We start from the raw sequence: 23,861 nt of genomic DNA, 5'->3' as shown, positions 1-23,861 counted from the left end.
AGCACCGACCTTTGACGTACGTTGATCGCGATCAGCCGGTTACAGCGTGTGATATTGCCGATTGAAATAGATCAGCGCCTGGCCGCCATCGTTTTCGCGGATCGCCACAACCTCGCAGATCAGGATGTCGTGCGTGCCGCCGTCCGAGACAGTCTTCACCCTGCAGTCGAGAGATACCAACGCGTCATCAAGCACCGGTGCGCCCGTCTCCAGCAACGACCAATTGGCACCGTCGAAACGCTCCTTTGCCGGGGTCTTGCCGCCAAACCGCCGACTGAGATCGGCATGGCCTCCCTCTAGCGTATTGACGCAAAGCACCTGATTGGCCTTGACGGCAGGGTAGGCGGACGACGCCCTGTTGAGGCACACCAATAGAGTTGGGGGGCTGTCGCTGACGCTGCACACCGCCGTTGCCGCAAAGCCGGCAAGGCCACCGGGACCATCAGTCGTCACGATGTTGACCGCGGCCCCAAGCCGCGCCATCGCGTTGCGATACTCATCCTTTCTCTCATCAAGAGATGGAATGGTCGATGGGGTCGGAGTCACTGGTGTGGCGTGCATGTCAGGTTCCTTGCGCAAGTGACATCAGGCGATAACGCATGCATCCTCGAAGCTGAGCCGCGGCAAGCGACCAAAGAGCTTCGAGGGATCCCCGTGGCCGAGGTTGATCAAGAGATTTGATCTCCAGCTTGTCCCCGCAAAGAAGGCTTCGTCGACCTTCGCTTTGTCGAACCCGGACATAGGACCTGTATCAAGCCCGAGCGCACGTGCTGCAAGGATCAAATATCCCGCCTGAAGGGTAGCATTCCGGAACGCTGTTTCCTCGCTGAGGGCTGGGCTGGATGTAAACCACGACCGAGCGTCAGCATGCGGAAACAATTCCGGCAGACGCTCGTAAAAGGCCGCGTCGTAGGCAGCGATGACGGTCAGGGGAGCCGTGATGGTCTTCTCCCGGTTGCCCGATGACAGAGACGGCTCCAGCTTCGCCTTGGCCTCAGCGCTTTCGATGAACACGAAGCGTGCCGGCGAGCAGTTGGCCGAGGTCGGCCCCATCCGCACAAGTTCGTAAAGTTTGCGGATCGTTTCAGGCGCGATCGGTCGATCGTCCCAGCCATTGTGGGTGCGCGCATCCGTGAAAAGGGCCGCAAGGGCGGCATCATCCAGCATCGTCAATTTCTTATCCTTGGGGAGCGTGGGCGTCTTGTTTCAGAAAACTCATAAGTGTTCTGTTGAACCGTTCCGGTTCAACGACGTTCACTGCATGGGCGCCGAAATCCGAAAGAGCGAGTTGGGCATTCGGCAAACCATCCGCCAGGCGAACTGATCGCGAATAGGGCACGAGCAGATCATCGCGCGTGGCGACCACCAGCGTGGGAGTGTCGATCTCGCCGAGGCGGTCGTCGACATCAAAGGCGCGCAGGGCCGCGATGCGTCGCAAGATATTCGCCTTACCCTGGAAATGAGCGACGCCATGGTCGTCCTCGGCGCCCATTCGCTCCGCGTTTTCGGACATCCAGATGGCCGGGTAGAGAAAGAGAGGCTGGGCTTTGACAAATGCCTCGACACCAGAGCGTTCGAGCAGTTCAACGCGAACGTCGAAGCATCGGCCGGAATGTGGATCAGCCTTGCTCCATGCGTTGACGAGAACAAGCCGATCGATCAACCCGGGCCGCCGCAGCGCAATATCCAGACCGATCAACCCGCCAAGCGCATGGCCGACGAAGTCGAAGCGATCGAGCTGAAGCTCGCTCGCGATCGCCAGCACATCATCCGCCATGGCGCCAACTCCACCCTCCGGCACGTCACCACCGGTTCGGCCCGTACCACGGTGGTCGTAGGTGACAATGCGAAACTGGGTGGAAAGCGCCTCGATCTGAGGCGCCCAGTAGCGACCGGATCCACCAAGGCCGGAGGAGAGGATCACTGTCCCGGCCTCCGGATGATCAATCCCATGAACCTCGAAATGCATGCTCTTACTTCTTGCCAATATGAGCGACGGTGGCGATTTCGACCAATGCATCCGGTTTTACGAGGCCGCACTGGACGCAGTAGCGCGCTGGCTTGTCGCCCGGAAAATATTCGGCATAGACAGCGTTGACGGCCTGATAGTTGGACCAGTCCGTGACGAAGATGTGGTTCATCGTCACGTCCTCCATCGTGCCGCCAGCCGTCTCGATCACCGATTTGATCGTTTCGAGCACGTGCCGTGTCTGTCCGCCTGCGTCGCCTACGTGGACGACATCGTTGTTCTTGTCGAAGGGCAGGGTGCCCGAGACGTAGACGACGCCATCGGCGAGAGTGCCCGGCGAATAGGGTGCGATCGGCTTCTGTGTTCCGACCGGAACGACGATAGACTTTGGCATTGAAACTCTCCTTAAGGGGTGGCCGGGGCTGCTTGAGAAATGACGCCGCAGAAGTCGTTGACCGTCGCAACCCAGCCAAAGAACTTTTCGACGTTGTAGACGGTCGCTTGCTGAATGAAGTCCGGGCCGAGGTGGTGGGTGGCGTCCTCGAGCATCACCCCGAAATATTCGAGATGAAACGCGTCCCGCAGCGAGCTCTCCACGCAGACATTCGTCGCGATACCGACAAAGACGAGATTGCGAATCCCCCGTGCGCGCAGCACGCTGTCCATGTTTGTGTTGAAGAAGCCGCTGTAACGGGTCTTCGGAACCAGGATATCGCCGGGCAGGGGCTGCAACTCGTCGACGATCGCGTAGTCCCAGGTGCCTTTGGCGAGAAGCTTGCCGTGCAGTTCCGGCCGCTGACGCATCGTCTTCAGCGCATTGGATTTGTGGTAGTTCGGCGAGCCCGGTCCTCCGGCCTCCACGTAGTCCTTGTCCCAGCCGTTCTGGAAGTAGATGACCTGCACGCCCGCCGCGCGCGCCGCGTCGAGCGTCCTCCTTATGTTGGCAATCGTGCCCTTGGCGCCGGCTATGTCGAAGCCAGCGAGATCGACATAACCACCCTCCGTCGAGTAGGCGTTTTGCATGTCGACAACGACGACAGCGGTCTCGCTCGGTTTCAGGGTGATCGGCTCAGGACGGGCGGGCAGGGTGACGCTCTGCGCATGCTCTTGAGGTGCGACATATCCAGCTGCAGCGGTGCTCATTCTGCAGCCTCCAGCATCGGCTTGATATGCTGCCGGCACTTCATCAGGGGCTGGATCTTCGTTCCGAAATCCTCGACGCCCTTCACGAAATCATCGAAGGTCAGAAGCACACCGCCGGTTCCCGGTACCGTCGGCACCTCATCAAGCAGCGCGGCGACTGTTTCGTATGAACCGACCAGCGTTCCCATGTTGATGTTGACCGCCGATACCGGATCGGCCATCTGCCGAACGTTGGTGTCCGCGCCGGATTTCGTGTCGGCTGCGCCCTGCAAGCCAAGCCAGGCAATGGCCTCCTGGTCGGCGCCATCCTTGTAGCTCTCCCACTTGGCGCGGGCCGCCTCGTCAGTCTCGTCGGCGATCACCATGAAAAGCACGAAGGAGGAGACATCGCGGCCGGTCTTCGCTGTTGCCGCCTGCAAGCGCTCGGCGGCTGGGGCGAACGCCTTCGGCGTGTTCACTCCAACGCCGAAGCAGAAGTTATAATCGGCATATTGTGCCGAAAACTCCATACCTGCATTCGAGGAGCCCGCGCAGATGACCTTCATGTGGGTCTGCGGCTGGGGCGAGAGACGGCAATCGTCCATCTGGAAGAACTCGCCTTTCAGATCGCTCTTGCCGGTTTCCCAGAGGTCCCTCAGAACCGTTGCGTACTCACCCAGATAATCGTAGCGCTTGGTGAAATACTCATCGCCGGGCCACATCCCCATCTGCGAATATTCCGGCCGCTGCCAGCCGGTCACAAGATTGAGGCCAAACCGGCCATTGGAGATGGAATCGATTGTCGACGCCATGCGGGCGACGATGGCGGGTGGCATCACAAGCGTCGCTGCAGTCGCAAACAGCTTGATTCGCGTCGTGACCGCAGCCAGCCCAGACATCAACGTGAAGGATTCGAGATTGTGATCCCAGAACTCGGTCTTGCCGCCGAAACCACGGAGCTTGATCATCGACAGCACGAAGTCGAGACCGTACTTCTCCGCCTTCAGCGTAATTTCCTTGTTCAGCTCGAAGGTCGGCTTGTACTGCGGTGCGTTCTCAGACAGCAACCAACCATTATTTCCAATCGGAATGAAAACACCGACTTCCATATTCTGCTCTCCTCTTGAGGCGACGGGCGGCCGCGGCCTTGGGTTCGCAGTATTGAATGCAGGTTGCGTGCCACTCTAAAAACATCAATAAAATCAACGCCACGCTTGTTGATGCTCTCTGTTTATTTATCGTTTGGTCAATTTTTTATCGGATGATAAATTTTCTGCCGAAATGACGGTCATTGCCGCCTACATTTTCACCAGTGCAAGATTTTGCCCACAAACTACCCACCAGATCGCCGCGGAAGGCGTCCGAGAAGTGTGCTCCGACCATGGGGCGATTGGTCCGCGAAACCTGTTTACGACACAGTCCTCCGGCCCTCCGAACCGCAAGCCTTCAGGTTCTTGTCAGAAAAGATCGTCATCCAGCGTCGGCGCGGACCGTCGATCTCCTGTGGCTCTCCCCCGAGATGTCCCGCGCCAGTAATCTTCTGGAGACAATCGCTTGAGCGACAATAAAATGAAGGCCGGAGCGAATGCCTTCCGGCCAGCAATCGGCGCAGTAACGCTCTGCCTGATAACGACCGCCTACATCCTGCTCGTGACCAACCGCACATTCTGGACCAAGGCGTTCGGATATTTCGAGGCCGATCACCTCTCGTTTGCGCTTTTCCTCACCGGCATCGCGGTGGCGAGCATGGCGTTCATCACTGCCTTTTCGGCAAAGTATATTACCAAGCCATTCCTGATCTTCTTCATTCTCGTCTCATCCGCGGCATCCTGGTTCACGGACCAGTTCGGCGTGATCGTCGACAGGGAGATGATCCGCAACGCCGCCGTTTCGACCGGTGCCGAGGCCGGCCATCTCATCACCACGCGGTTTGCGATCCACCTGCTGCTGACCGGCATCCTGCCGTCTCTGCTCATCCTGTGGGTTCGGATCCAGCACCGTCCCCTACTGCAAAAGCTTGCGCACAATACCGCGGTCGTCGTGGGGTGCCTCGCGGTTTTTGCGGCCGTGGGCCTCGGCAACTACCGGACATTTGCCGGCGTCGGGCGCGCTCACAACGACATCCTCGACACGCTCAATCCATTTGCCCCGATCACCAGCGCGGTGAAATTCGCCATTTCTCTCCAGCGTGACGCACGCGTCGTTGCCCAGCCGTTGGGAACCGACGCTCACCGCGTCGGTTCTATAAATCCGGCCAAGCCACGCGTAACCATCCTCGTTGTCGGAGAAACGGCACGCGCGGAGGATTTCTCGCTTGGCGGATACAAGCGCGAGACGAATCCTGAGCTGAAGAAGCAGAATGTCGTGTACTTCCAGAACACGAGCAGCTGCGGCACGGCGACAGCCGTTTCGCTGCCGTGCCTGTTTTCGGTCTACACAAGAAATACCTATACGCACCGCAAGGGTCTGGAAACACAGAACCTCCTGGACGTCCTTGCCAACGCGAAGGTGACGAGCACCTGGCTCGACAACGACACCGGCAGCTATCACGTCACCGATCGCGTTTCCTACACCTACCTGCCTCCGTCGGCCGATCCGCGCTTCTGCAAGGACGGCGAATGCCTCGACGACATCCTTTTGGACAAGGTGGACGCATGGCTCGACAAGGTGAACGGCGACAGCGTCCTTGTCCTTCATCAGCTCGGCAGTCATGGCCCCGCATACTTTGCGCGCTACCCCGAGGAATTCCGGCGCTTCAAACCGGATTGCCGCGCCAATGATTTCGGAAGCTGCTCGCCTGAGGAAATCAGGAACGCTTACGACAATACCATCCTCTATACTGACCACCTCGTGGCGTCGGTCATCGAGAAGGTAAAGCGGCGTTCGGAGAACCTGACGGGAGCTGTCGTCTATCTATCGGATCACGGCGAGTCACTGGGCGAGAACGGTATATATCTCCATGGCACGCCGTATTTCATTGCTCCGTCGCAGCAGACGCACGTGCCATTCCTTGCCTGGCTGTCGGATGACCTCCAGAAGACCGCCGGCTTCGATACGGCATGTCTGGCAAACCGGGCAGGCGAGACCTACTCGCACGACAACTTCTTCCATAGCATCCTGGGCCTCATCGATGTCTCGACGAAGGTCTATGATCCGAAGCTTGACGTGTTTGCCGGATGCAGGCGGCAGCCAGCCAACGTTGCATCGCTAACGACCAACTGACCCGAGTGCCGGCTTGCGCCATTTCTGGCGCTGGCCGGCGCTTCCATCCCCCAAATGCGGGCTAGGCGGGGCTGCCACCGCTGCAGTTCAAGAAGCGTCAGATTAGGTTTAATACAGCTGCGTCGGAGCGCAGCCCCTGAACAGCATCTCGGAGCTATCGAGACACCGAAAACAATGTTATCCTAATATACGGATGGTGAAATGTAATATTGTCGATCTCGCAGGTGGAGAGAACAATGCAGGATTACTCACCTTATCTTCCGCGACGCGCCCGAACGCTCGTAGCGTCTCACGCATTTCTTGCCTTCGTAATCTCTTTCGGTTCCGCGTTGGCGCAACAGGCCACCCCCGAGCAACGGAGTGCAGTCAGGGCAGCCTGCCGCGCGGACTTCATAGCGCAGTGCTCAGGCGTAACGCCTGGCGGCATCGAGGCACTGACCTGCCTGAAGAAGCATAGCGCGACACTCTCCGAGAGCTGCCAAAAGGCAGTGTCCGCCATAACTGCACCCAAGAAGGCGACGGCATTCTCGCCAACCGAAGCACCGGCCGCACCGGTTATCCTCGTGGCGTCGCCCACCACCGCTCAGCGTAATGCGATCAAGTCGGCTTGCAGCTCCGATTTCATGAAGCTGTGCGCGGGTGTCACGCCGGGCGGCGCCGAAGCGCTTTCATGCCTGCAGAAAAACAACAGCGCCCTATCGGGCTCGTGCCAGCAGGCAGTCGGCGCACTATCAACCGGCTCGGCTCCCGCAGCGAGCCCTCCGGCCGCAGGCGGAACGACCACAGCAAGCCCACCGGCAGCCATGCCGTCGTTCACTCCGAGACAAGAAGTCAGGATTGTGCGCGAGACCTGCGGAGGGGATTTCCGCCGCCTTTGCAGCACCGTGCCGCTTGGCGGCGGTCGCGGCATTGCATGTCTGAGGGAAAATCTCTCTCATCTCTCGGCGGGCTGCCAGAAAGTCCTGACCAAGGGTCTCTGAGAGACCAAAGGCGTTTCTCCTCGCAGCAAACAGGCCCCTATGCCTGCGACACTGGAGCTGTCTCCTTGTTGCGCCTTGTCTTTCGGTATTCCTCGAAGCGCTGCAGTACGACGTAGAACGACGGAACGAACAACACCGCCAGGCAGGTCGATGCAATCATACCGCTGAAGACCGAGATCCCGATCGACTTGCGCGCGGAAGCGCCCGCACCGGACGCAAGCACCAGCGGCAGAACGCCAAGGATGAAGGAAAAGGACGTCATCAGGATCGGCCGGAAACGCAACCGTGCCGCTTCGATTGCGGCATCGCCGATCGCCATTCCCTCCGCGCGCTTGTCACGTGCATATTCCACGATCAGAATTGCGTTCTTGGAGGCAAGTGCGATCAGAAGGATGAGACCAATCTGCGTGTAGAGATTGTTGGCAACGCCGGTAGCGGTCAATGCGCCGACGGTCCCGATCAGCGCAAGCGGCACTGCAAGAAGCACCGCTAGGGGCAGAATCCAGCTCTCATACTGGCCGGCCAGCACGAAATAGACCAGCAGCAAGGCCAGCGCGAATACCACATAGATCTGCGAGCCGACGGCCTTCTCCTGATAAGAAAGTGCGCTCCATTCGAACCGGGTGCCCGGCGAAAGCGTCTGGTCGGCAAGTTGCTCCATGAGCTGCAGCGCCTGGCCGGAGCTGAAGCCGGGGGCTGACCCGCCCACGATTGTGGCTGTCGGGTAGAGGTTAAAGAGACTGATCAGCGAAGGCCCCTGGCTCTCCGTAATATCGATAACGGTGTCGAGCGGGATCATCGTTCCGTCCCCCGCCTTCACCTTAAGATTGGCGATGTCGGCGGCACTCACGCGCGCTTCGGGCGAAGCCTGCACATAGACCTGGAATGTGCGGCCGAACGTGTTGAACTGGGTGACGTAACTAGACCCCACATAGCCGGAAAGCGCCGAGAACACTTGTCCCGTCGTGACGCCGAGCGTTTCAGCCTTGATGCGATCCACCGAGATCGCCAATTGCGGCACCTCGGAGCGGAATGTGGAGTTCAGCCTCTGCAATGAGGATTGTGCATTGCCGTTCCTGACGATCGTTTCCGCCAGTGTCTGCAGAAGCGGATAGTCGAAGTTACCGCTGGTCAGCTCAACCTGCATGGTAAAGCCGTTTGCGTTGCCGATACCCTGGATCGGAGGGGGTACGACGACGAGCGTCCGCGCCTCCAGAACCTTCTCGAGATCGACATTCAGGCGGTCGTAGATGGAACGCAGGTCCTGGCCCTTCTGCTTTCCACGCTCGCCCCAGTCCTTCAATACGACATAGGCGACACCAGCATTTTGAAGGCTCGCATTGTTGTCGAGGATCGAGATACCGCTGATCGTCAGCACCTGGTCCACACCCGGCGTCGCCTGTGCGATCGCGCCGACCTGCGCCATGACGGCATCTGTTCGCTCCTTTGAAGCTCCGTCCGGCAGCTGAGCGCTGATCAGGACATAGCCTTGATCTTCGACCGGCAGGAACGCCGTCGGCTGGCGGGTCAAACCCCATATGGCGATGGAGATCAGGACGAGCGCCACGATGACCGATACCGCGCTATGGCGGACGAGACCGCCGATGAGCCTGACATATCCCCTCTCGCCAGCCGCATAGATCCTGTTGAAACCGCGGTAGATGAAGTTGCGCTGCTCCGGCGGCACCGGTGGACGCAGCCACAACGCGCATTGCGTCGGCTTCAACGTCATCGCGTTGATGGCACTGATCAGTGCCGTCGCGGCGATAACAAGCGCGAACTGTCTGTAGAGCTGGCCGGTCAGGCCGGGCAGGAAGGCGGCTGGAATGAAGACCGCCATCAGGACAAGGGTGATCCCGATCACCGGCCCGAACAGCTCGTCCATCGCCGCCTCGGCGGCTTCTCTGCCCGGCATGCCTTCTTCTATCTTTCGCGCAACGCCTTCCACGATGACGATCGCGTCATCGACGACGATGCCGATCGCAAGGACGATGGCAAACAGGGTCGACAGGTTGACGGTGAAATTCAACGCCGCCATCGCGGCAAATGACCCAATGATCGTCACCGGCACCGTTGTCGCCGGCACCAGCATGGCGCGCCAGTCCTGAAGGAAGATGAGGATGACGACAAGGACGAGAACGCCGGCTTCAATCAACGTCATGTAGACCTCGCTGATGGAGGCCTTGACAAATTTCGTCGTGTCGAAGGGAATTTGGTAGGCAAGGCCCTGCGGGAAGCTCTTGGAGAGCTCGGTCATGCGCGCGGAAACCTCCTCGGCGACGGTAATGGCATTGGCCTCGGGTAGCTGGGAAATGCCGATGCCGGTCGCAGGCTGACCGTTCTGCATGAAGGACTGGCTATAACTCTGGGCACCGAGCTCAACACGGCCGATATCGCGAATACGGGTGATGCGCCCACCGTCCTTCGCATCGACCTTGACGATGATGTTCTCGAAATCGGGCGCGTCATTCAGACGCCCGTCGATGTTCAGCGTGTATTGGAAGTCCTGCCCCTTCGGAACAGGCGGCATCCCGACCTGTCCTGCGGCAACCTCCTGGCTCTGCTGCTGCACGACATTGATAATATCCTGCGGTGTCAGCCCGCGTGCCTGCAGGAGATCGGGATTCATCCAGATGCGCATGGCGTATTGCCCGGCACCGAATACGGTCACGTTGCCGACGCCGGGCAGGCGGGAGAGCTCATTCTGGAGGTTGATGACGGCGTAGTTTGACAGGAACAGGCTGTCATAACGCCCGTCGGGCGACGTCAGCGTAACAAAGCCGAGGATCGCGGTGGATTTCTTCTGTGTCGTGACGCCCTGCGCCTGCACCGCATCCGGCAGCGACGACATTGCTGTTGCAACGCGGTTTTGGACCAGCACCTGCGCTTGGTCAGGGTCGGTACCGATGGCAAAGGTCACCGTCAGCGAGTAGGTACCGTCGCTGGCGCTTGTCGACTGCATATAGAGCATGTCCTGGACGCCATTGACCTGCTGCTCGATCGGCAGGGCAACGGTGTCGATCAGCGTCTTCGCGCTCGCGCCAGGGAAGCGCGTGGTGACCTGCACGGTTGGAGGTACGACGTTCGGGTACTGCGCCACCGGCAGCTGGAAAATCGCCACGACGCCCAGCAACACGAAGACCATGGCGAGGACGTTGGCAAGCACAGGCCGCTCGATGAAGAAGCGCGAGATCATGCTGTTGTCCTCAACTGGTCGGCTAAGACGATCGCAAACTCATGGAGTAGTGGCAGTTCCCGCCGCGCTCGGTGCGGCAGCCTTCATGTCGATTTTCTCAGGTGAGACCTTGTTTCCGGGAACAGCCTGCTGGATCCCCCCGATCACCACCCAATCGGCCGCGTCGAGCCCGGATTCGATAACGCGCAATTCGCCTTCGCGCTGGCCAGTCTTCACCGGCCGCTGCTCAACGGTGTCGTCTTTCCCGAGAACCAGCACATAGCTACCCTGCTGGTTTGTCCCGATGGCATCGTTGCGCACCAGCAGCGCCTTGTCATCGTGGCCGACGGGGACGCGAACTCGCACGAAAAGCCCCGGGATCAGCGCCCGTTCCTTGTTGTCGAAGAGACCTCGTACCTGCAGCGTGCCTGTCGAGGTATCGAGCTGCGGAGACACATAGTCGAGATGCCCCTTGTGCGGGTAGCCTTCCTCGTTCTGCAGGCCGATCTCAACGGGGATGTTGGGAAGGTCCGTCTGTTTCAGCGTGCGGCCCTGTTTCGCCAGCATCTGCTTGATCGACAGAACCTGCGTCTCGCTGACATTGAAATAGGCATAGAGCGGGTCGGTCTGGACAATTGTCGCAAGCGTCGTCGGGCCGGATACACCCACGAGTTCGCCGATATCGACGAGATGGTTGGTCACCGTTCCGTCGAACGGCGCCAGCACTTGCGTGTAACCGAGATTGATCGTGGCAAGTTCCAGGCTCGCCTGCGCATTAAGTATCGTTGCGTTGGCTTCGTCGTAAGTGGCCTTCGCACTATCCACGGCGGTCTGGGTCGTGACCTCCTGCTTCATCAGATTGAGCTGGCGATCATATTCCTGCTTCGCCCCGACCTGCGATGCCTGGGCGGACGCAAGCGTCGCCTTTGCCTGATCGACCTGTGCTTGATAGGTCTCCCGTTCGATGCCAAAGAGCTGCGTACCCTTGGTAACCGGGGTTCCGTCGCGGTAGTCGATCGATTGGATATAGCCGATGACACGGGCTTCGATATCGACCGAGTTGAGCGCCCCCGTATTGCCGGTCAGCTCGAAGTATTGAGTCACCGATTCCTGTACGGGGAGCGCTATGTGCACGACAGGCGGGGGAGGCGGTGCGTAGCTGTTGTTGGGCCGGTCGCACGAGGCGATGAACGTCACGCATGAAAGCGTCACCAAGACCTGCAGAGCCTGACTGAACCCTTTACGCATTGTCGCTGCCCCAGACAATCTTCGGCGTTTCCAGTCGTCATGCGCGCCCTGTCGCTGCCAGCCGTCTCGCAGGTCCAAGGCATGAAACAATATGAGGGGGCTATAGCGCAAATTGCAATAGCATTTACGAATATACCACTATCGGCTAAACGCTCGACTTCCGCCTTCCAATCAGCCACAACCGGTAATAGAAAAAACTCAAAAACGCCCTAGCGATCGCCTTCCCATTGAAGCGCTGCGGTGGCGACCGGATAGTCCCAGAGCCCGATCTCTTCATCGGTCAGAAGCGCAAGCGTCACGGACAGTCCCCGCATGTCGAGCGAGGTGACATAGGTTCCGACCAGGGACCGCGCGATGTGAATATGCCGCTCTTCCATCCAATTGCGAGCCGCATTGTATGCAACGTACAATTCTGCGGGTGGCGTGCTTCCCAGCCCGTTCAAGAAGAGCAGCGCTCTCGTGTCGGCCGGCGGCGAAAGATCATTCAAGATCGTCGTGCATAGCCGGCTGACAATCTGGTCGGAAGCACAGAAGGCTTCGCGTGAATAGCCGGGCTCGCCGTGGATGCCGACACCCAATTCCATCTCGTCAGGCCCAAGCGCGAAGGTCGGCCGGTCCGTTTGAGGCACCGTGACACCGCCAAGCGCCACGCCCATCGATCGCACCCTGTCATTCAACTGCTCACCGAAACGCTTCAATTCGGCAAGCGGCACGCCTTGCTCAGCCGCCGCCCCGAGCAGTTTCTCAAAGATTAGCGTGCCGGCGACGCCGCGGCGTCCACGTCCGTCACCAGCCCGCGCCGTTTCGATGTCGTCGCGGACGATGACCATTTCGATCCGGTGGCGGTCCGCTACCATCTCCATCGCCATCTCGAAGTTCATCACGTCGCCGTCATAATTCTTCACGATGACAAGGCAGCCTGCACCGGTATCGGCCTCCTCGATCGCCCTGATGATCTGGGTAGGAGTTGGGGAGGTGAAGGTGTGTCCGATGCAGGCGGCATCCAGCATGCCGCGACCGATGAAGCCGATATGCATGGGCTCATGGCCGGCGCCGCCGCCCGAGACGACAGCGACCTTGCCGGGCGTCAGATACTTGCGCCGCACACATTTGCGATCCCTGTCGAACACCAGAAACGTCTCATGAGCCCGCACGAAGCCTTCAACGCTTTCGGCGACCATCGTTTCCGCTGTGTTCATGAACCTCTTCATCGAGCCCCTCCCAAGGCGGCGATTACGATAGCAAATTCATCGGTCTTCCGTCATCGATCAATCCGCCCCACCGGAGATCGCGACAATCTTCTGCACGAGGTCCGAGATGGCCTCTTCCAGCAGGCGATTGCGCCGCTCGTCGCCGAAATCCGGCACCATCAATGAAAGGTGGCGTAGTTTTTCCGAATTGCCGAGTTCCGGCAGCTTTCCCGGATGAGCATCCTGATACGCGCCAAGAAAGCGTTCCTGCTCGGCGGCGCTGAAATGGCAAACCCGAAAGATGGTTGCCAGGTGGCGTGCTGGCAAAGGTGTCGCATAGCTCGGATTGGTGATCTGCGTGACAAAACTGCGATGCTTTCCGAGCTCCGTCGCCAGACGTTGGCGCGTTCCGGAAGGTCGGTTGTCGATGATCTGAGCCAGAATAGACTTGTAGGCGATAATGGCGTCTTCGGTTTCTTCGCGCGCCATTTTATTCTCCGGCTGCCGTGGTCCCATCGGCGTTCAAACCGATGAGTGCCGACCTTATCGCGGGAAGTCGTGCGGGTGCCATGGAAAAATGACGTATGCCGGCGGCAAGAAGCGCCGACAGGTATTGCGGATCGCCGGCCATGTCCCCACAGATGCTCATCGGCTTTGTCGAAGCGAGCCGAGCTGCGTTTGCCAGGATCCGGAGCACGGCAGGTGAGGTCTTCCGGCTGTCCGCCGTCACGGCGCGACGTGTCGACGCCGCAAGGTACTGCGCCAGGTCATTCGTGCCGAACGAAAAGAAATCAGCGGTCGCAAACGTATCCAGCATCACGGCTGCAGCAGGCACCTCGACCATCATGCCGATGGGCGGCATGCAATAGGGCAGGCCGCGCCGATCAAGCTGAGCTGCCTCCTCCTGGAATATTCGCCGCATCGCCTCCACTTCACCCGGAAAGGTCACCATTGGCAGCAAGACGGCCAGTTTGCCGAACACCGCCGCGCGAAGCAGCGCACGCGCCTGAACACGCGCGATCTCGGGTCTTTCGAGCAGCAACCGGATGCCCCGCAGCTCGGCATGTACATCCTCGAGCCCCGAGAGCGGTTTGTCACCCCCGACGTCCAGCATCCGGATCGCAACCGACTTCCCGTCGGCCCACTCGAGCACCCGCCGATAGATCGAGAGCTGCTTCTCCTCGTTGGCAGCATCGGCGATAGACGATATCGCGAACTCCGTGCGCATCAGGCCAACGCCTGCAATCGCTCTGATGCTCACCGCATCGACCTCGGACGGATCGTTCAGGTTGACCGACAATAGAACCGGCTTGCCATCCGCCGTGTTCAGCATTCCGTTGTCGGACGGCTCTGTGTGGTCGTGCCGCCGGGCTGCCGGTCGCGGCACCATTCGCATCACCGTGTTGCCTGTCGGCAGGAAAACCATACCAGCATCGCCCTCCACGGTAATCGGCGCACCCTCGGCAACCGTGAAATCGCCGGCTCCGACCACCATCGGCACGGATCTCGATCGCGCAAGCAGCGCGACATGGCCGACGGCACTGCCTTTATGCAGCACTATGCCTCCGCCCGCGGACCAATCATGGGCAAGAAAACGGCTGGGCTCCATGTCACTGCCGACGAACACCGAACCGGCTGGAAAATCCTTGATCGGCTTGCCTGTCAGTGCGCCGAGCACGCGGTTCTTGATATCCTGGATATCGACGGCGCGGGCCCGCATCTGCTCCTCGTCCGCGCCCTCCAGCTCGGTAATGTATCCATCAAGGGTGCCTACCCATGCGAAGACGACATTCTCTCCGGCTTTCACCCGGGCAGTCGTTGTGGCCGCGATTGTGGGATCACGCAGAACCTCGATCTGGAAATCGATGATGTCATGGCTTTCAGGATCGGCGCCTTCCGCAAGCCGCTGCAACTCGCCGATCGCCGTTTGTACGGCCCCGGCCAAAACCTCATGCCCGGATGTCGCCTGCTGGCCAGCAGCGAACTCCGCGGTCGGCTGCGCTGCAAGATAGGCCGGCCCTACCGCGATGCCGGGCGAAGCGCTGATCGCTCTTTGCCTAAACCGTTCGGCCATGCTTCATTTCCTCATCGAAGTTGCGTTCGATGAGCTCCTTCAATGCCCTGATCGCCTCCTCGGCGAGAATCCCGTCGGCCCTTATCCGCAGGACGGATCCCTTGCGGATCTTCGCGCCCATGATCTTGATAATGCTCTTGCCGTTCAGCCAGATGTCGCTGCCGTTGACCGCGACTTCGATCGAACAGGGAAAGGATTTTGCAAGCCGCGTGAAGGTCACGGACGGGCGCGCATGCAGCCCCACGCCGTGCTTGACTTCAACCTCGGTCTGGCAACTCGAATGCACTGTATCATCCTTTCGCTTGTCGATACGCAACCTGTCGGTCATCAGGGGGAGAGCTCCTCCGCCGTAGCGACGACCCTCGCCAAGGTGGCACCGCCGGAAGCCTCTGCAGCCGCCATCACTGCACCTTCCACCAACGGCGCGTTGCAGATGGAAACCAGCCCCGACCGAGGCGCTCCCAGCATCTCGATCGCCATCTCGCTGTTTGTCTCGGCACCGCCGAGATCGACGAAGACGGCGACGCCGGCATCCGACCACGCCGTCTCTATGGCACGAAGGATGCCCGCCGCGTCCGTGCCCAGCTCACCGCGAACATTGCCGCCCGACCATGCAAGCGGCACGCAATCACCCACCATCTGCCGCACCATGTCGGCAATTCCCTGAGCGACGAGGGGTGAATGCGAAACGATCACGATCCCCACATTGGTGGTCTTTCCGCTCATTGCAGATGCTGCTCCTCGAGATACCGGCATATCGCCGTGGTCAACAGGGCACAGCTCGATGCCCCTGGATCAATATGGCCGATCGAGCGGTCGCCAAGGTAGGAGGCGCGGCCGCGCATTGCTTTCATGGCCGCCGTCCCGGTAGCGGAATATTCGGCCCGAAGGGCGATCTCCCGAAGCGAAGACCGGCTCACAAGCGCGGCGTGGACGGGATAGAGGACATCGAGAAGCGTCTTGTCTCCCTCGTGCGCGCGACCCCGTTTCGCCACCGCATCGATCGCCTGCTTCAGCACCAGCGGAAAGTCGGCTCCATCGCGCATCCGAAGCTCGCGCCCGATTTCCATGAGCAGCGTCCCGTAGAGGGGGCCCGCCGCACCGCCGATGTTCATGACGAGTGTCAGACCGATCTTCTCGACAGCGTCGGGGAAGGGGAGGCTCGACAGCTGCGCACCTTCGGCACTCACCGCCTCGCAGCCGCGCTTCATGTTCGTTCCGTGATCCCCATCGCCGATTGCCCGATCCAGCGCGCAAAGATGATCGCTGTTGGCAACAATCGCCGCGCAACAGACCTCGATCAATTCCGCCAAATGGATTGGCTCCGGCTGCAATTCGAATCCTCCCAAAGGCTGTCTTCTATACGAGTCGCGCAGCAACCTCGAATGCGCGAGCGACAGCGACTGCTCCGGGATCGGCTACTCCCACCAGATCCCTTTCGCCGACATAGGATGCTCGCCCCGCCTTTGCTTTCGTCATCGTCTTCGTCGCCTCCGCGCCTGCCGCCGCCGCCGTGGCCGCCGCAACAGCGCCATCGGTGGCCAGAGCCTTCAGCGCAGGCGCAAGCGCATCGACCATCGTCCGGTCGCCTATGCCAGCCCCCCCATAGAACGTCATGCGATCGAGCCCGGCAAGCAGGGCCGCGGCGATATCCTGCTTCTCCGCCATCGCCTTGGCGGCAGCGGTGAAGAAGATCGACATCAGCACCCCGCTCGACCCGCCCATGCTGGTGCCGAGCGTGTCGCCGATCACAGCGAGTGTCGAGGCGGGTTGGTTCAGCGGCAGCCGGTCCATCCGAGCAAGAATGCTGCGTGCGCCCGTGGCAACCGTGGAGCCGGTATCTCCATCCCCGACGCGGCCGTCGAGCCGGTTAAGCTCGTCCTCCAGCGAAATGAGGTGGTCGCACAGCGCCGAGATGAGCCGGCGTGTCTGTTCATGGTTGCTGGCTGCGGCACGGCCATCTACCGCGGCCGGCGTCTGTGGTGCGGCAACGACCGTAATGGCGTGGCGTTCTACCACGGGTATCCAGGCATGCGGCACCACTGGCGCGGCCAGTGCCTTCTCGCGGCCTTCATCCAGCCGGATCAATGACAGAGAAAAGCCGTTCATGTTCAATGCCGTCATCATTGGCGCCGGACCGACGATCAATCGAACATGATTGCCCAGAGTGGACGAAAAGACGGCGTTTGCGATCACCGCCATTTCGAGCGGCGGTACGGCCCCAAGATTGTTGATCAGCAACGCATACTTGCCCCCGTCGCGAAGCTTTGCGGACAGTCGAGTGGTCATCGTGGCGACGATGTCGGCCACCGGCTGCAATGCAATGCGCTCGACGCCCGGCTCGCCATGGATCCCGAGCCCGAGCTCGCCTTCGTCCGCGCCCAGCCGACTTTCGTGAGCCTGCCCCGGCACACTGCAGGTGGAGAGCGACATGCCCAGCGATACGATGTCGGCAGCTGCGGAGGCGGCATGGGCCGCGACTGTCTTCAGGTCCGCACCGGCCTCTGCGTGATAGCCCGCGATCTTGTGTACGAAGAGCGTGCCGGCGACGCCGCGTGGCTGGTTGATATCGGGTATGGCGATATCGTCGGCTACGATCACCATTTCAACGTCGAACCCTTCGGCCCGTGCCTTTTCAGCCGCAAGACCGAAATTCAGACGATCGCCCGTGTAGTTCTTGACGATCAGCAGGACACCCATTGGACCAGTGACGGCACGGATTGCCGTCAGAACCGCATCCACGCTCGGTGACGCGAATATTTCACCGGAGACGGCGGCGGTCAGCATGCCTTTGCCAACGAATCCAGCATGCGAGGGCTCGTGTCCGGCGCCTCCACCGGAGACAATCGCCACTTTCGATTTGTCCCAATCGGCGCGCAGGATCACCTTGATGTCGGGGAAGGTATCCAGGCGGGCGAGGCGGCCCTCGCCAGTCGTCAGGAGCAGCCCGTCCAGAGCTTCCGTGACGATGTTTTCCCTGCGGTTGAAGAAGTGCTTCATTGATTGATACCCGTCTTTTCTGCTGGGCTGCTGATGATTGTTCGAACTCGGTCTTACGAGAGGCGCTGCCCGCTCGCGTCGAAATAGAGCGGATCGCGCAGTGTCAAGTTGATCCTGTCGCCGCGTTTGATGGCGAGATATGGGTCCGCAAGTGTGACGAGCTTGTGATCGCGGACACGGATATGCAGATGGTTCTGATCTCCGAGATGCTCGATCCAGTCAATCTCCGCATTGGCGTCCTTGCCCACGACGATATCCAGGTGTTCGGTGCGGGCGCCGACTGTTCTGGTACCTGCCGGCGGGTGTCCGCCTGGCAGAAGGTCGGCGGGCAACAGGTTGATGTGCGGCTGTCCGAGGCGTGCTGCAACATGCAGATTGGCCGGGTTGCCGTAGATCTCACGCGGCGTGCCGACCTGCATCAGCCGGCCCTCGGCAAGAATGCCGATTCTGTCGGCCATAGTCATGGCCTCGACCTGGTCATGGGTGACGTAAAGCAACGTCGACCCCAACTCCTTCTGAATGCGTTTGAGTTCCAGGCGAAGTTCGGCGCGCAGCTTGGCGTCCAGCGAAGACAGCGGCTCGTCCATGAGGTAGATCGAGGGCTGACGGACCAAGGCACGCCCGATCGCCACGCGCTGCATCTCACCACCCGAGAGCCTGGTCGACCGGTTCTCCAGCTTGTGATCGATCCGGACCATCCGGGCAACATCCCTGACGCGGCGATCAATCTCGCTGGCAGCCAGCCTGCGCACCGGTGCGCGCAGCGGGAAGGCGAGATTTTCGTAGACCGTCATGTGCGGATACAGCGAATACTGCTGAAAGACGAAAGCCACATCCCGCTCCGCCGGCGCTTCGCCACCGACATTGCGGCCGCCGATTTCGATGCGACCGCTTTCGGGCCGCTCCAGGCCGGCGATGAGGCGCAGCGTGGTTGTCTTCCCGGCGCCGGTGGGCCCCAGCAGCACGACAAACTCGCCGTCGCGGATTGCCAGGTCGAGGCTGGAAAGGGCACGCGTCTCACCAAAACTCTTGTTGAGCCCCTTGAGAACGACATCAGCCATTGTGAGCCTCCTGGTAAAGTGCCGACGCGAGCGCGCGGCCCGACTTGCAGTCGAAAAGCGCGAGGTTCGCGTTGCTGAACTCCAGGCCAACCGGCTCGCCGATGTGAAAGTTCCGGTTGGCGGGCACCCGCGCCTTGATGAGGCCGCTCGATGTCTCCACCGCAACGACCTGGTTTGTGCCGAGATATTCACTGCCATAGACGGCGCCGCGCAGTGGCGATGCGTCGTTGAAGCGAATGTGTTCCGGCCGCACTCCGAGCGCAAGCTCACCCACGGCCACGTCCTGACGAACTTCCGGCACCGAAACATCGACGCCGCCGAGCGAAACCGAGCGTGTTCCTTTTTGCAGGCCGGCATTGAACCGCATGAAGTTCATAGGCGGCGAACCGATGAAATCCGCGACGTACATGGTCGCAGGCTTGCTGTAGATTTCCTGCGGCGTTCCAAATTGCTCGATAACGCCGTGGTTCATCACCGCGATCTTGTCTGCCATTGCCATCGCCTCGTGCTGATCGTGCGTCACGTAGACGGTCGTGGCATGGATGCGGTTGTGCAGCTCGCGCAGTTCATGGACCATCACTTCACGAAACTCCGCATCGAGCGTGCCCAGCGGTTCATCCATGAGGAAACATTTCGGTCGGCGAACGATGGCGCGGCCGAGCGCCACGCGCTGCCGGTCGCCACCGGCAAGTCCCGACACCGAGCGGTCAAGGATGTGGTCGATCTGGAGCAGCCGAGCGGTCTCCTCGACGCGCTTGCGGATATCCGCCTTCGGCATGCCCTGCGACAACAGCGGAAATCCGATGTTCTTGCGCACGTTCATATGCGGGTAGAGCGCAAACAGCTGAAAAACGAACGCGATGTCACGAGCGCTGGCACGGTTGAACGTCACATCCTCACCGTCGAGATAGATCCTTCCGCTGGTCGGAAGCTCCAACCCGGCGATCATGCGCAGCGTCGTCGTCTTACCGCACCCGGATGGACCCAGTAGCGCCAGGAACTCCCCGTCATGGATGACGAAGTTCGAATCCTGAACCGCAACGAAGTTGCCGAACTGCTTGCGGAGATTCTCAATTCTGATGTCCGCCATGGTTCACTCCGGGAACTTCGAGACGATGATGAACATGACGGTTCCTGCCAGCAGCGTCACCAGCGAGTAGGTGTAGAGCACCAGCAGAAAGGGCTGGAACAACATGAGGAAACCGACAGCGATCAGGACGGTCGCAATGTTCTCCATCGGCCCGCGACGTAGAAAGAAGGGCCGCTTGGGAGCAACAGGGCGGGGTGTTTCAATCAGGTGCGTCATTTGCGGACCGCTCCGAAGGTGATGCCACGCAGCAGCTGCTTGCGCAGGAGAATGGTGAAGACGAGGATCGGGATCAGGAAGATCGTCGTGCCGGCCGCCACCGCCGGCCAATCCTGGCCGCCTTCGCCAATGATCGTCGGGATGAACGGTGGTGCCGTCTGCGCCTCGCCCGATGTCAGAAGGGCAGCGAAGGCATATTCGTTCCAGGCGAAGATCAGGCAGAAGACGGCCGTTGCCGCAATGCCGGTCGTTGCCTGCGGCAACACGACCTTCCAGAATGCCTGCAAGCGCGTGTAGCCATCGATCATCGCTGCTTCCTCGTATTCACGGGGAATCTCGTCGATGAAGCCTTTGAGCAGCCAGACGGCGAGCGAGACATTGACCGCAGTGTAAAGCAGGATCATGCCGAGCGCCGTGTCTGACAGACCCAACTCGCGATACATTAGGTAGATCGGGATCGCGACCGCGATCGGCGGCATCATGCGTGTCGACAGAATGAAGAATAGCAGGTCATCCGCGAGCGGCACTTTGAACCGCGAGAAACCATAAGCGGCAAGCGTGCCCAGGAAGACCGCCAGAAATGTCGAACCGAACGCGATCACCAGCGAATTGACGAAGCGCGGCAAGAAGTTTGAAGGGCCGGCAATCACCATATTGCGCTTGCGCGTCACCTCATCGCAGGTTCCGGTCGGCGCCGGCAATGCTGCGATATATTCGGGTGTCTGGCGCGTTCTCGTCGTAAGGAGATTGCAATAGCCCTCCACCGTGGGGCTGAAGACGATCTTCGGCGGGTAGCTGATCGAGTCCGGCGGCGACTTGATGCTGGTCAGAAAGATCCAGACGAGCGGGATCAACGTTATCAGGGCATAGACGATCACGATCGCACCGGCGACCCGCTTGCTCGTGGCGCTCGGCTCGACGACCGAATGGGCGGCGTTGACGGAGCTCATCTTTGCTTCACCTTGTTGAGAACCTTGACGTAGATGTTGGCAAGGCCGAACACCGCGACGAAGAGGACGATAGCGAAGGCAGAGGCACGGCCGGTCGCCCAGCTTTCGAATGCCGCCCGCTTGAGGGTGATCGAGGCGACCTCGGTGACCGAGCCCGGCCCGCCGCCCGTCAACAGCGTGACCATGTCGAACATCTTGAAATTCTCGATGCCACGAAAGAGGACGGCGAGCATGATGAAGGGGAGGGCCATTGGCACCGTGATCGACCAGAACTGCCGCCACGCCGACGCGCGGTCCACCTCTGCTGCCTCGTAGATATAGTCGGGGATAGAGCGCAGGCCGGCCAGGCAAATGAGCATCACATATGGCGTCCACATCCAGGTATCGACGATGACGATGGCCCAGGGCGCCAACGAGACATTGCCCAGCATCTGGATGTCGGCGGTCGGGATTCCGGTGACCAACGAAACCGCATAGGCAAAGAGCCCGATCTGCGGTTCATAGAGGAACCGCCAGAAATTGCCGACCACGGCAGGCGACAGCATCATCGGAATGAGGATGATGGTCGTCCAGAAGGCATGGCCGCGAAACTTGCGATCAATCAGATAGGCCAGCGCAAAGCCGATTACGGTTTGCAGCAGGATCGTCCAGAACACGAAATGCGCCGTGGTCTGCATGGCTTGCCAGATATCCGGATCGGTCAGAACGCGCTCGTAATTGCTGAAGCCGACGCCTTGAACCGGTGCATTCGGCCGATTGGCCCGGTAATTCGTGAACGACAGATAGATTGCCCAGATCAGCGGAAATATGTTGATCGCGAGCAGCAGCGTGATGGCAGGTGCGATGAACACCCAGGCGATAGCTCGATCGGATAGGCCGCGGACACGTCGGGCGACAGATACGGGCGTCGCCCTTGCTGTCACGTCAGCCGCCTTCTCGACGATGGAAGAATGGGAGATATTCAAGATGTCACCTGGTCTTTGCGTATGTGAGACATCTGGCGGCTCGGCCCGTTTGCCGATCCGAGCCGCCATCTTGACGATCAGGTTGGATGCCCAGCGGGACACTAGATCTTGCCGTCGTCCTTGAAGACCTCGGTCCAGTCCTTCACCAGCCCGTCCAGCGCTTCCTGGGCAGTCCCGTTACCGGCGACTACATAGTTGTGGACGCGCTTCTGCATGTCCTGGAGCAGGGTGGCGTAGCTCGGCTCGGCCCAGAAATCCTTGACGATTGCCATGGAGTCCAGGAACGCCTGAGCATAAGGCTGGCTTGCTGCAAAGTCCGGCGCATTGACGACCGCCTTCAGGCAGGAATAGCCACCAAGCTTCCACCATTTGGCCTGCACATCAGGCTGGGCGAACCATTTGATGTACTGCAGCGCCGCATCCTTCTTGTCGGAGTAGGACACGACGGAGATGCCCTGGCCGCCAAGCTGGGCGAAATGCTCTTTTTCCGCAGGGTTGGGGAAGAACCCGATCCTGTCGCCGCCCACCTTCTCGTCCTTGTAAAGGCCGGGCCAAGTGAAGGCAAAGTTCATCTGCATGGCAACCTGACCTGATTTGAAGGCATCAGCGGATTCCACCATGTAGACGTTGGAGCTGCCGGGCGGTGTGCAGCAATCATAGAGAGCCTTGTAGAACTCCAGACCCTTGACTGCTTCAGGAGAATTGACGAAGCCTTCCATTTCATAGGGCTTCTTCGGGTTTTCGTATTGGAAACCCCAGTCGTAGAGGACGTTGGTCACGCCCATGGTGATACCTTCCGAGCCGCGCTCGGTGTAGATCGACGCGCCGTAGACGGTCTTTCCATCGATCTCACGCTTCTGGAAAAACTCGGCGATCTGCTTCAACTGATCATAGGTCTTTGGCGCCGCCAGTTCCCAGCCGTACTTTTCCTTGAATTCTTTCTTCAGCTCCGGTCTTTCGAACCAGTCCTTGCGATAGGTCCAGCCCACGACGTCGCCCATGGCGGGCAGCGCCCAGTAATTCGGGGTGTTCTTCGGCCACTCGGAATAGCCCACGACTGTCGCCGGCACGAAGTCATCCATCTTGATGCCTTCCTTGTCGAAGAAGTCGTTCAGCTTGACATAGTGGCCATTCTCAGCCGAGCCGCCGATCCACTGGCTGTCGCCGATGATCAGATCACAAAGCTTGCCATGAGAGTTCAGTTCGTTGAGGAACCGGTCGGCGTAACTAGTCCACGGAACGAACTCGAACTTCATGTCCGTTCCCGTCTTGGCGGTGAAGTCCTTCGACAGTTCGACGAGCGCGTTTGCAGGGTCCCAAGCGGCCCAGCACAGTGTCAACTGATCGGCTTTTGCGAGGTTGGGCAATGCCGACGACAACACGATTGCCGAGGCAAGCCCGATGAGGGCTTTCGATCTTTTCTGCATAAGTTCCTCCCAGAACCAAAGCCGGCCCGGCCGGCAGCACAAGTTCACCCATTTCTAGAGAATGCTCACATGAACTCCTCGACCATCATGTTTAGCAATATGTTTAACGCTAAACATTTTTATAAACATTGCAAGCGACATTCGATGCTGCGTTGCAGCGCGGATGAAAAAC

At 60.0% G+C, this 23,861-nt stretch carries 23 protein-coding genes; 2 read left to right on the top strand and 21 right to left on the bottom strand.

Translation table 11 applies throughout. The features are described 5' to 3' along the window. Positions 1–39 precede the first annotated feature (39 nt). From QTL94_RS26515 to rutA, 6 genes are read right to left on the bottom strand one after another with little or no spacing between them, the layout of a single operon-like run. The gene (locus QTL94_RS26515) at positions 40–561 is read right to left on the bottom strand and encodes a flavin reductase (RefSeq protein ID WP_289803606.1); all 522 of its coding nucleotides are present in this window, start codon (positions 559–561) and stop codon (positions 40–42) included. Positions 562–585: 24 nt separating this feature from the next. Further along, complete coding sequence (locus tag QTL94_RS26510) at positions 586–1,167, bottom strand: malonic semialdehyde reductase (protein ID WP_289803884.1); 582 nt, start codon at positions 1,165–1,167, stop codon at positions 586–588. A 10-nt stretch (positions 1,168–1,177) separates the two neighbouring features. Further along, complete coding sequence (rutD, locus tag QTL94_RS26505) at positions 1,178–1,969, bottom strand: pyrimidine utilization protein D (protein WP_289803605.1); 792 nt, start codon at positions 1,967–1,969, stop codon at positions 1,178–1,180. A gap of 4 nt (positions 1,970–1,973) precedes the next feature. After that, entirely contained in the window at positions 1,974–2,363 is a 390-nt protein-coding gene (rutC, locus tag QTL94_RS26500) for a pyrimidine utilization protein C (protein WP_065693333.1), read from the bottom strand. A gap of 11 nt (positions 2,364–2,374) precedes the next feature. After that, complete coding sequence (rutB, locus tag QTL94_RS26495; protein WP_289803604.1) at positions 2,375–3,112, bottom strand: pyrimidine utilization protein B; 738 nt, start codon at positions 3,110–3,112, stop codon at positions 2,375–2,377. Next, positions 3,109–4,200 carry a pyrimidine utilization protein A gene (rutA, locus tag QTL94_RS26490; RefSeq protein WP_065693335.1) on the bottom strand — a complete coding sequence of 364 codons (1,092 nt, stop codon included), beginning with the start codon at positions 4,198–4,200 and terminating at the stop codon, positions 3,109–3,111. Before rutA ends, rutB begins: the two co-directional genes overlap by 4 nt. 460 nt (positions 4,201–4,660) lie before the next feature. On the opposite strand from rutA, the gene QTL94_RS26485 reads away from it, so the two are divergent. Together QTL94_RS26485 and QTL94_RS26480 are read left to right on the top strand one after the other, a co-directional pair. Then, positions 4,661–6,313: a phosphoethanolamine transferase gene (locus tag QTL94_RS26485; protein WP_289803883.1), complete on the top strand. Its 1,653-nt coding sequence runs from the start codon at positions 4,661–4,663 to the stop codon at positions 6,311–6,313. A gap of 236 nt (positions 6,314–6,549) precedes the next feature. Further along, positions 6,550–7,293, top strand: a complete 744-nt coding sequence (locus QTL94_RS26480) for a cysteine rich repeat-containing protein (RefSeq protein ID WP_289803603.1) — start codon at positions 6,550–6,552, stop codon at positions 7,291–7,293. Positions 7,294–7,330: 37 nt separating this feature from the next. Here the strand turns inward: QTL94_RS26480 and QTL94_RS26475 are convergent, their stop codons facing one another. The 15 genes from QTL94_RS26475 to QTL94_RS26405 all read right to left on the bottom strand — a co-directional run bounded on the left by QTL94_RS26475 (position 7,331) and on the right by QTL94_RS26405 (position 23,689). Continuing rightward, complete coding sequence (locus tag QTL94_RS26475) at positions 7,331–10,489, bottom strand: efflux RND transporter permease subunit (RefSeq protein WP_289803602.1); 3,159 nt, start codon at positions 10,487–10,489, stop codon at positions 7,331–7,333. A 39-nt stretch (positions 10,490–10,528) separates the two neighbouring features. After that, a complete protein-coding gene (locus QTL94_RS26470) occupies positions 10,529–11,716 on the bottom strand; it encodes an efflux RND transporter periplasmic adaptor subunit (protein WP_289803601.1) in 1,188 nt (395 codons plus the stop codon). Positions 11,717–11,925: 209 nt separating this feature from the next. Then, on the bottom strand, positions 11,926–12,927 hold the full coding sequence (locus tag QTL94_RS26465; RefSeq protein WP_289803600.1) for a dihydroxyacetone kinase subunit DhaK: 1,002 nt from the start codon (positions 12,925–12,927) through the stop codon (positions 11,926–11,928). A 57-nt stretch (positions 12,928–12,984) separates the two neighbouring features. Continuing rightward, positions 12,985–13,395 (bottom strand): hypothetical protein, encoded by a 411-nt coding sequence (locus QTL94_RS26460; RefSeq protein WP_289803599.1) that lies wholly within the window; start codon positions 13,393–13,395, stop codon positions 12,985–12,987. 1 nt (position 13,396) lies between these two features. Further along, complete coding sequence (locus QTL94_RS26455; RefSeq protein ID WP_289803598.1) at positions 13,397–14,980, bottom strand: putative PEP-binding protein; 1,584 nt, start codon at positions 14,978–14,980, stop codon at positions 13,397–13,399. Then, positions 14,964–15,308, bottom strand: a complete 345-nt coding sequence (locus QTL94_RS26450) for an HPr family phosphocarrier protein (RefSeq protein WP_065693343.1) — start codon at positions 15,306–15,308, stop codon at positions 14,964–14,966. The genes QTL94_RS26455 and QTL94_RS26450 overlap by 17 nt, the downstream gene beginning before the upstream one ends. Further along, complete coding sequence (gene dhaM, locus QTL94_RS26445; RefSeq protein WP_065693344.1) at positions 15,308–15,706, bottom strand: dihydroxyacetone kinase phosphoryl donor subunit DhaM; 399 nt, start codon at positions 15,704–15,706, stop codon at positions 15,308–15,310. The genes QTL94_RS26450 and dhaM overlap by 1 nt, the downstream gene beginning before the upstream one ends. Beyond that, a complete protein-coding gene (gene dhaL, locus QTL94_RS26440) occupies positions 15,703–16,314 on the bottom strand; it encodes a dihydroxyacetone kinase subunit DhaL (RefSeq protein WP_289803597.1) in 612 nt (203 codons plus the stop codon). The genes dhaM and dhaL overlap by 4 nt, the downstream gene beginning before the upstream one ends. A 25-nt stretch (positions 16,315–16,339) precedes the next feature. Further along, positions 16,340–17,980: a dihydroxyacetone kinase subunit DhaK gene (locus QTL94_RS26435; protein ID WP_289803596.1), complete on the bottom strand. Its 1,641-nt coding sequence runs from the start codon at positions 17,978–17,980 to the stop codon at positions 16,340–16,342. A 53-nt stretch (positions 17,981–18,033) separates the two neighbouring features. Then, positions 18,034–19,041, bottom strand: coding sequence for an ABC transporter ATP-binding protein (locus tag QTL94_RS26430; RefSeq protein WP_289803595.1), 1,008 nt, complete (start codon positions 19,039–19,041; stop codon positions 18,034–18,036). Next, entirely contained in the window at positions 19,034–20,131 is a 1,098-nt protein-coding gene (locus QTL94_RS26425; RefSeq protein WP_289803594.1) for an ABC transporter ATP-binding protein, read from the bottom strand. The genes QTL94_RS26430 and QTL94_RS26425 overlap by 8 nt, the downstream gene beginning before the upstream one ends. A gap of 3 nt (positions 20,132–20,134) precedes the next feature. Further along, positions 20,135–20,347 (bottom strand): hypothetical protein, encoded by a 213-nt coding sequence (locus QTL94_RS26420; protein WP_065693349.1) that lies wholly within the window; start codon positions 20,345–20,347, stop codon positions 20,135–20,137. Beyond that, positions 20,344–21,297, bottom strand: a complete 954-nt coding sequence (locus tag QTL94_RS26415; protein WP_289803593.1) for a carbohydrate ABC transporter permease — start codon at positions 21,295–21,297, stop codon at positions 20,344–20,346. Before QTL94_RS26415 ends, QTL94_RS26420 begins: the two co-directional genes overlap by 4 nt. Next, the gene (locus QTL94_RS26410; RefSeq protein WP_289803592.1) at positions 21,294–22,262 is read right to left on the bottom strand and encodes a carbohydrate ABC transporter permease; all 969 of its coding nucleotides are present in this window, start codon (positions 22,260–22,262) and stop codon (positions 21,294–21,296) included. The genes QTL94_RS26415 and QTL94_RS26410 overlap by 4 nt, the downstream gene beginning before the upstream one ends. Before the next feature lie 101 nt (positions 22,263–22,363). Further along, complete coding sequence (locus tag QTL94_RS26405) at positions 22,364–23,689, bottom strand: ABC transporter substrate-binding protein (RefSeq protein WP_065693352.1); 1,326 nt, start codon at positions 23,687–23,689, stop codon at positions 22,364–22,366. Positions 23,690–23,861 lie beyond the last annotated feature (172 nt).

Source organism: Rhizobium sp. S96 (assembly GCF_030382195.1).
Taxonomy (GTDB): Bacteria; Pseudomonadota; Alphaproteobacteria; order Rhizobiales; family Rhizobiaceae; genus Rhizobium.
Note: the sequence above shows the minus strand (reverse complement) of the source record. Positions and strands in the feature narration are given on the sequence as shown.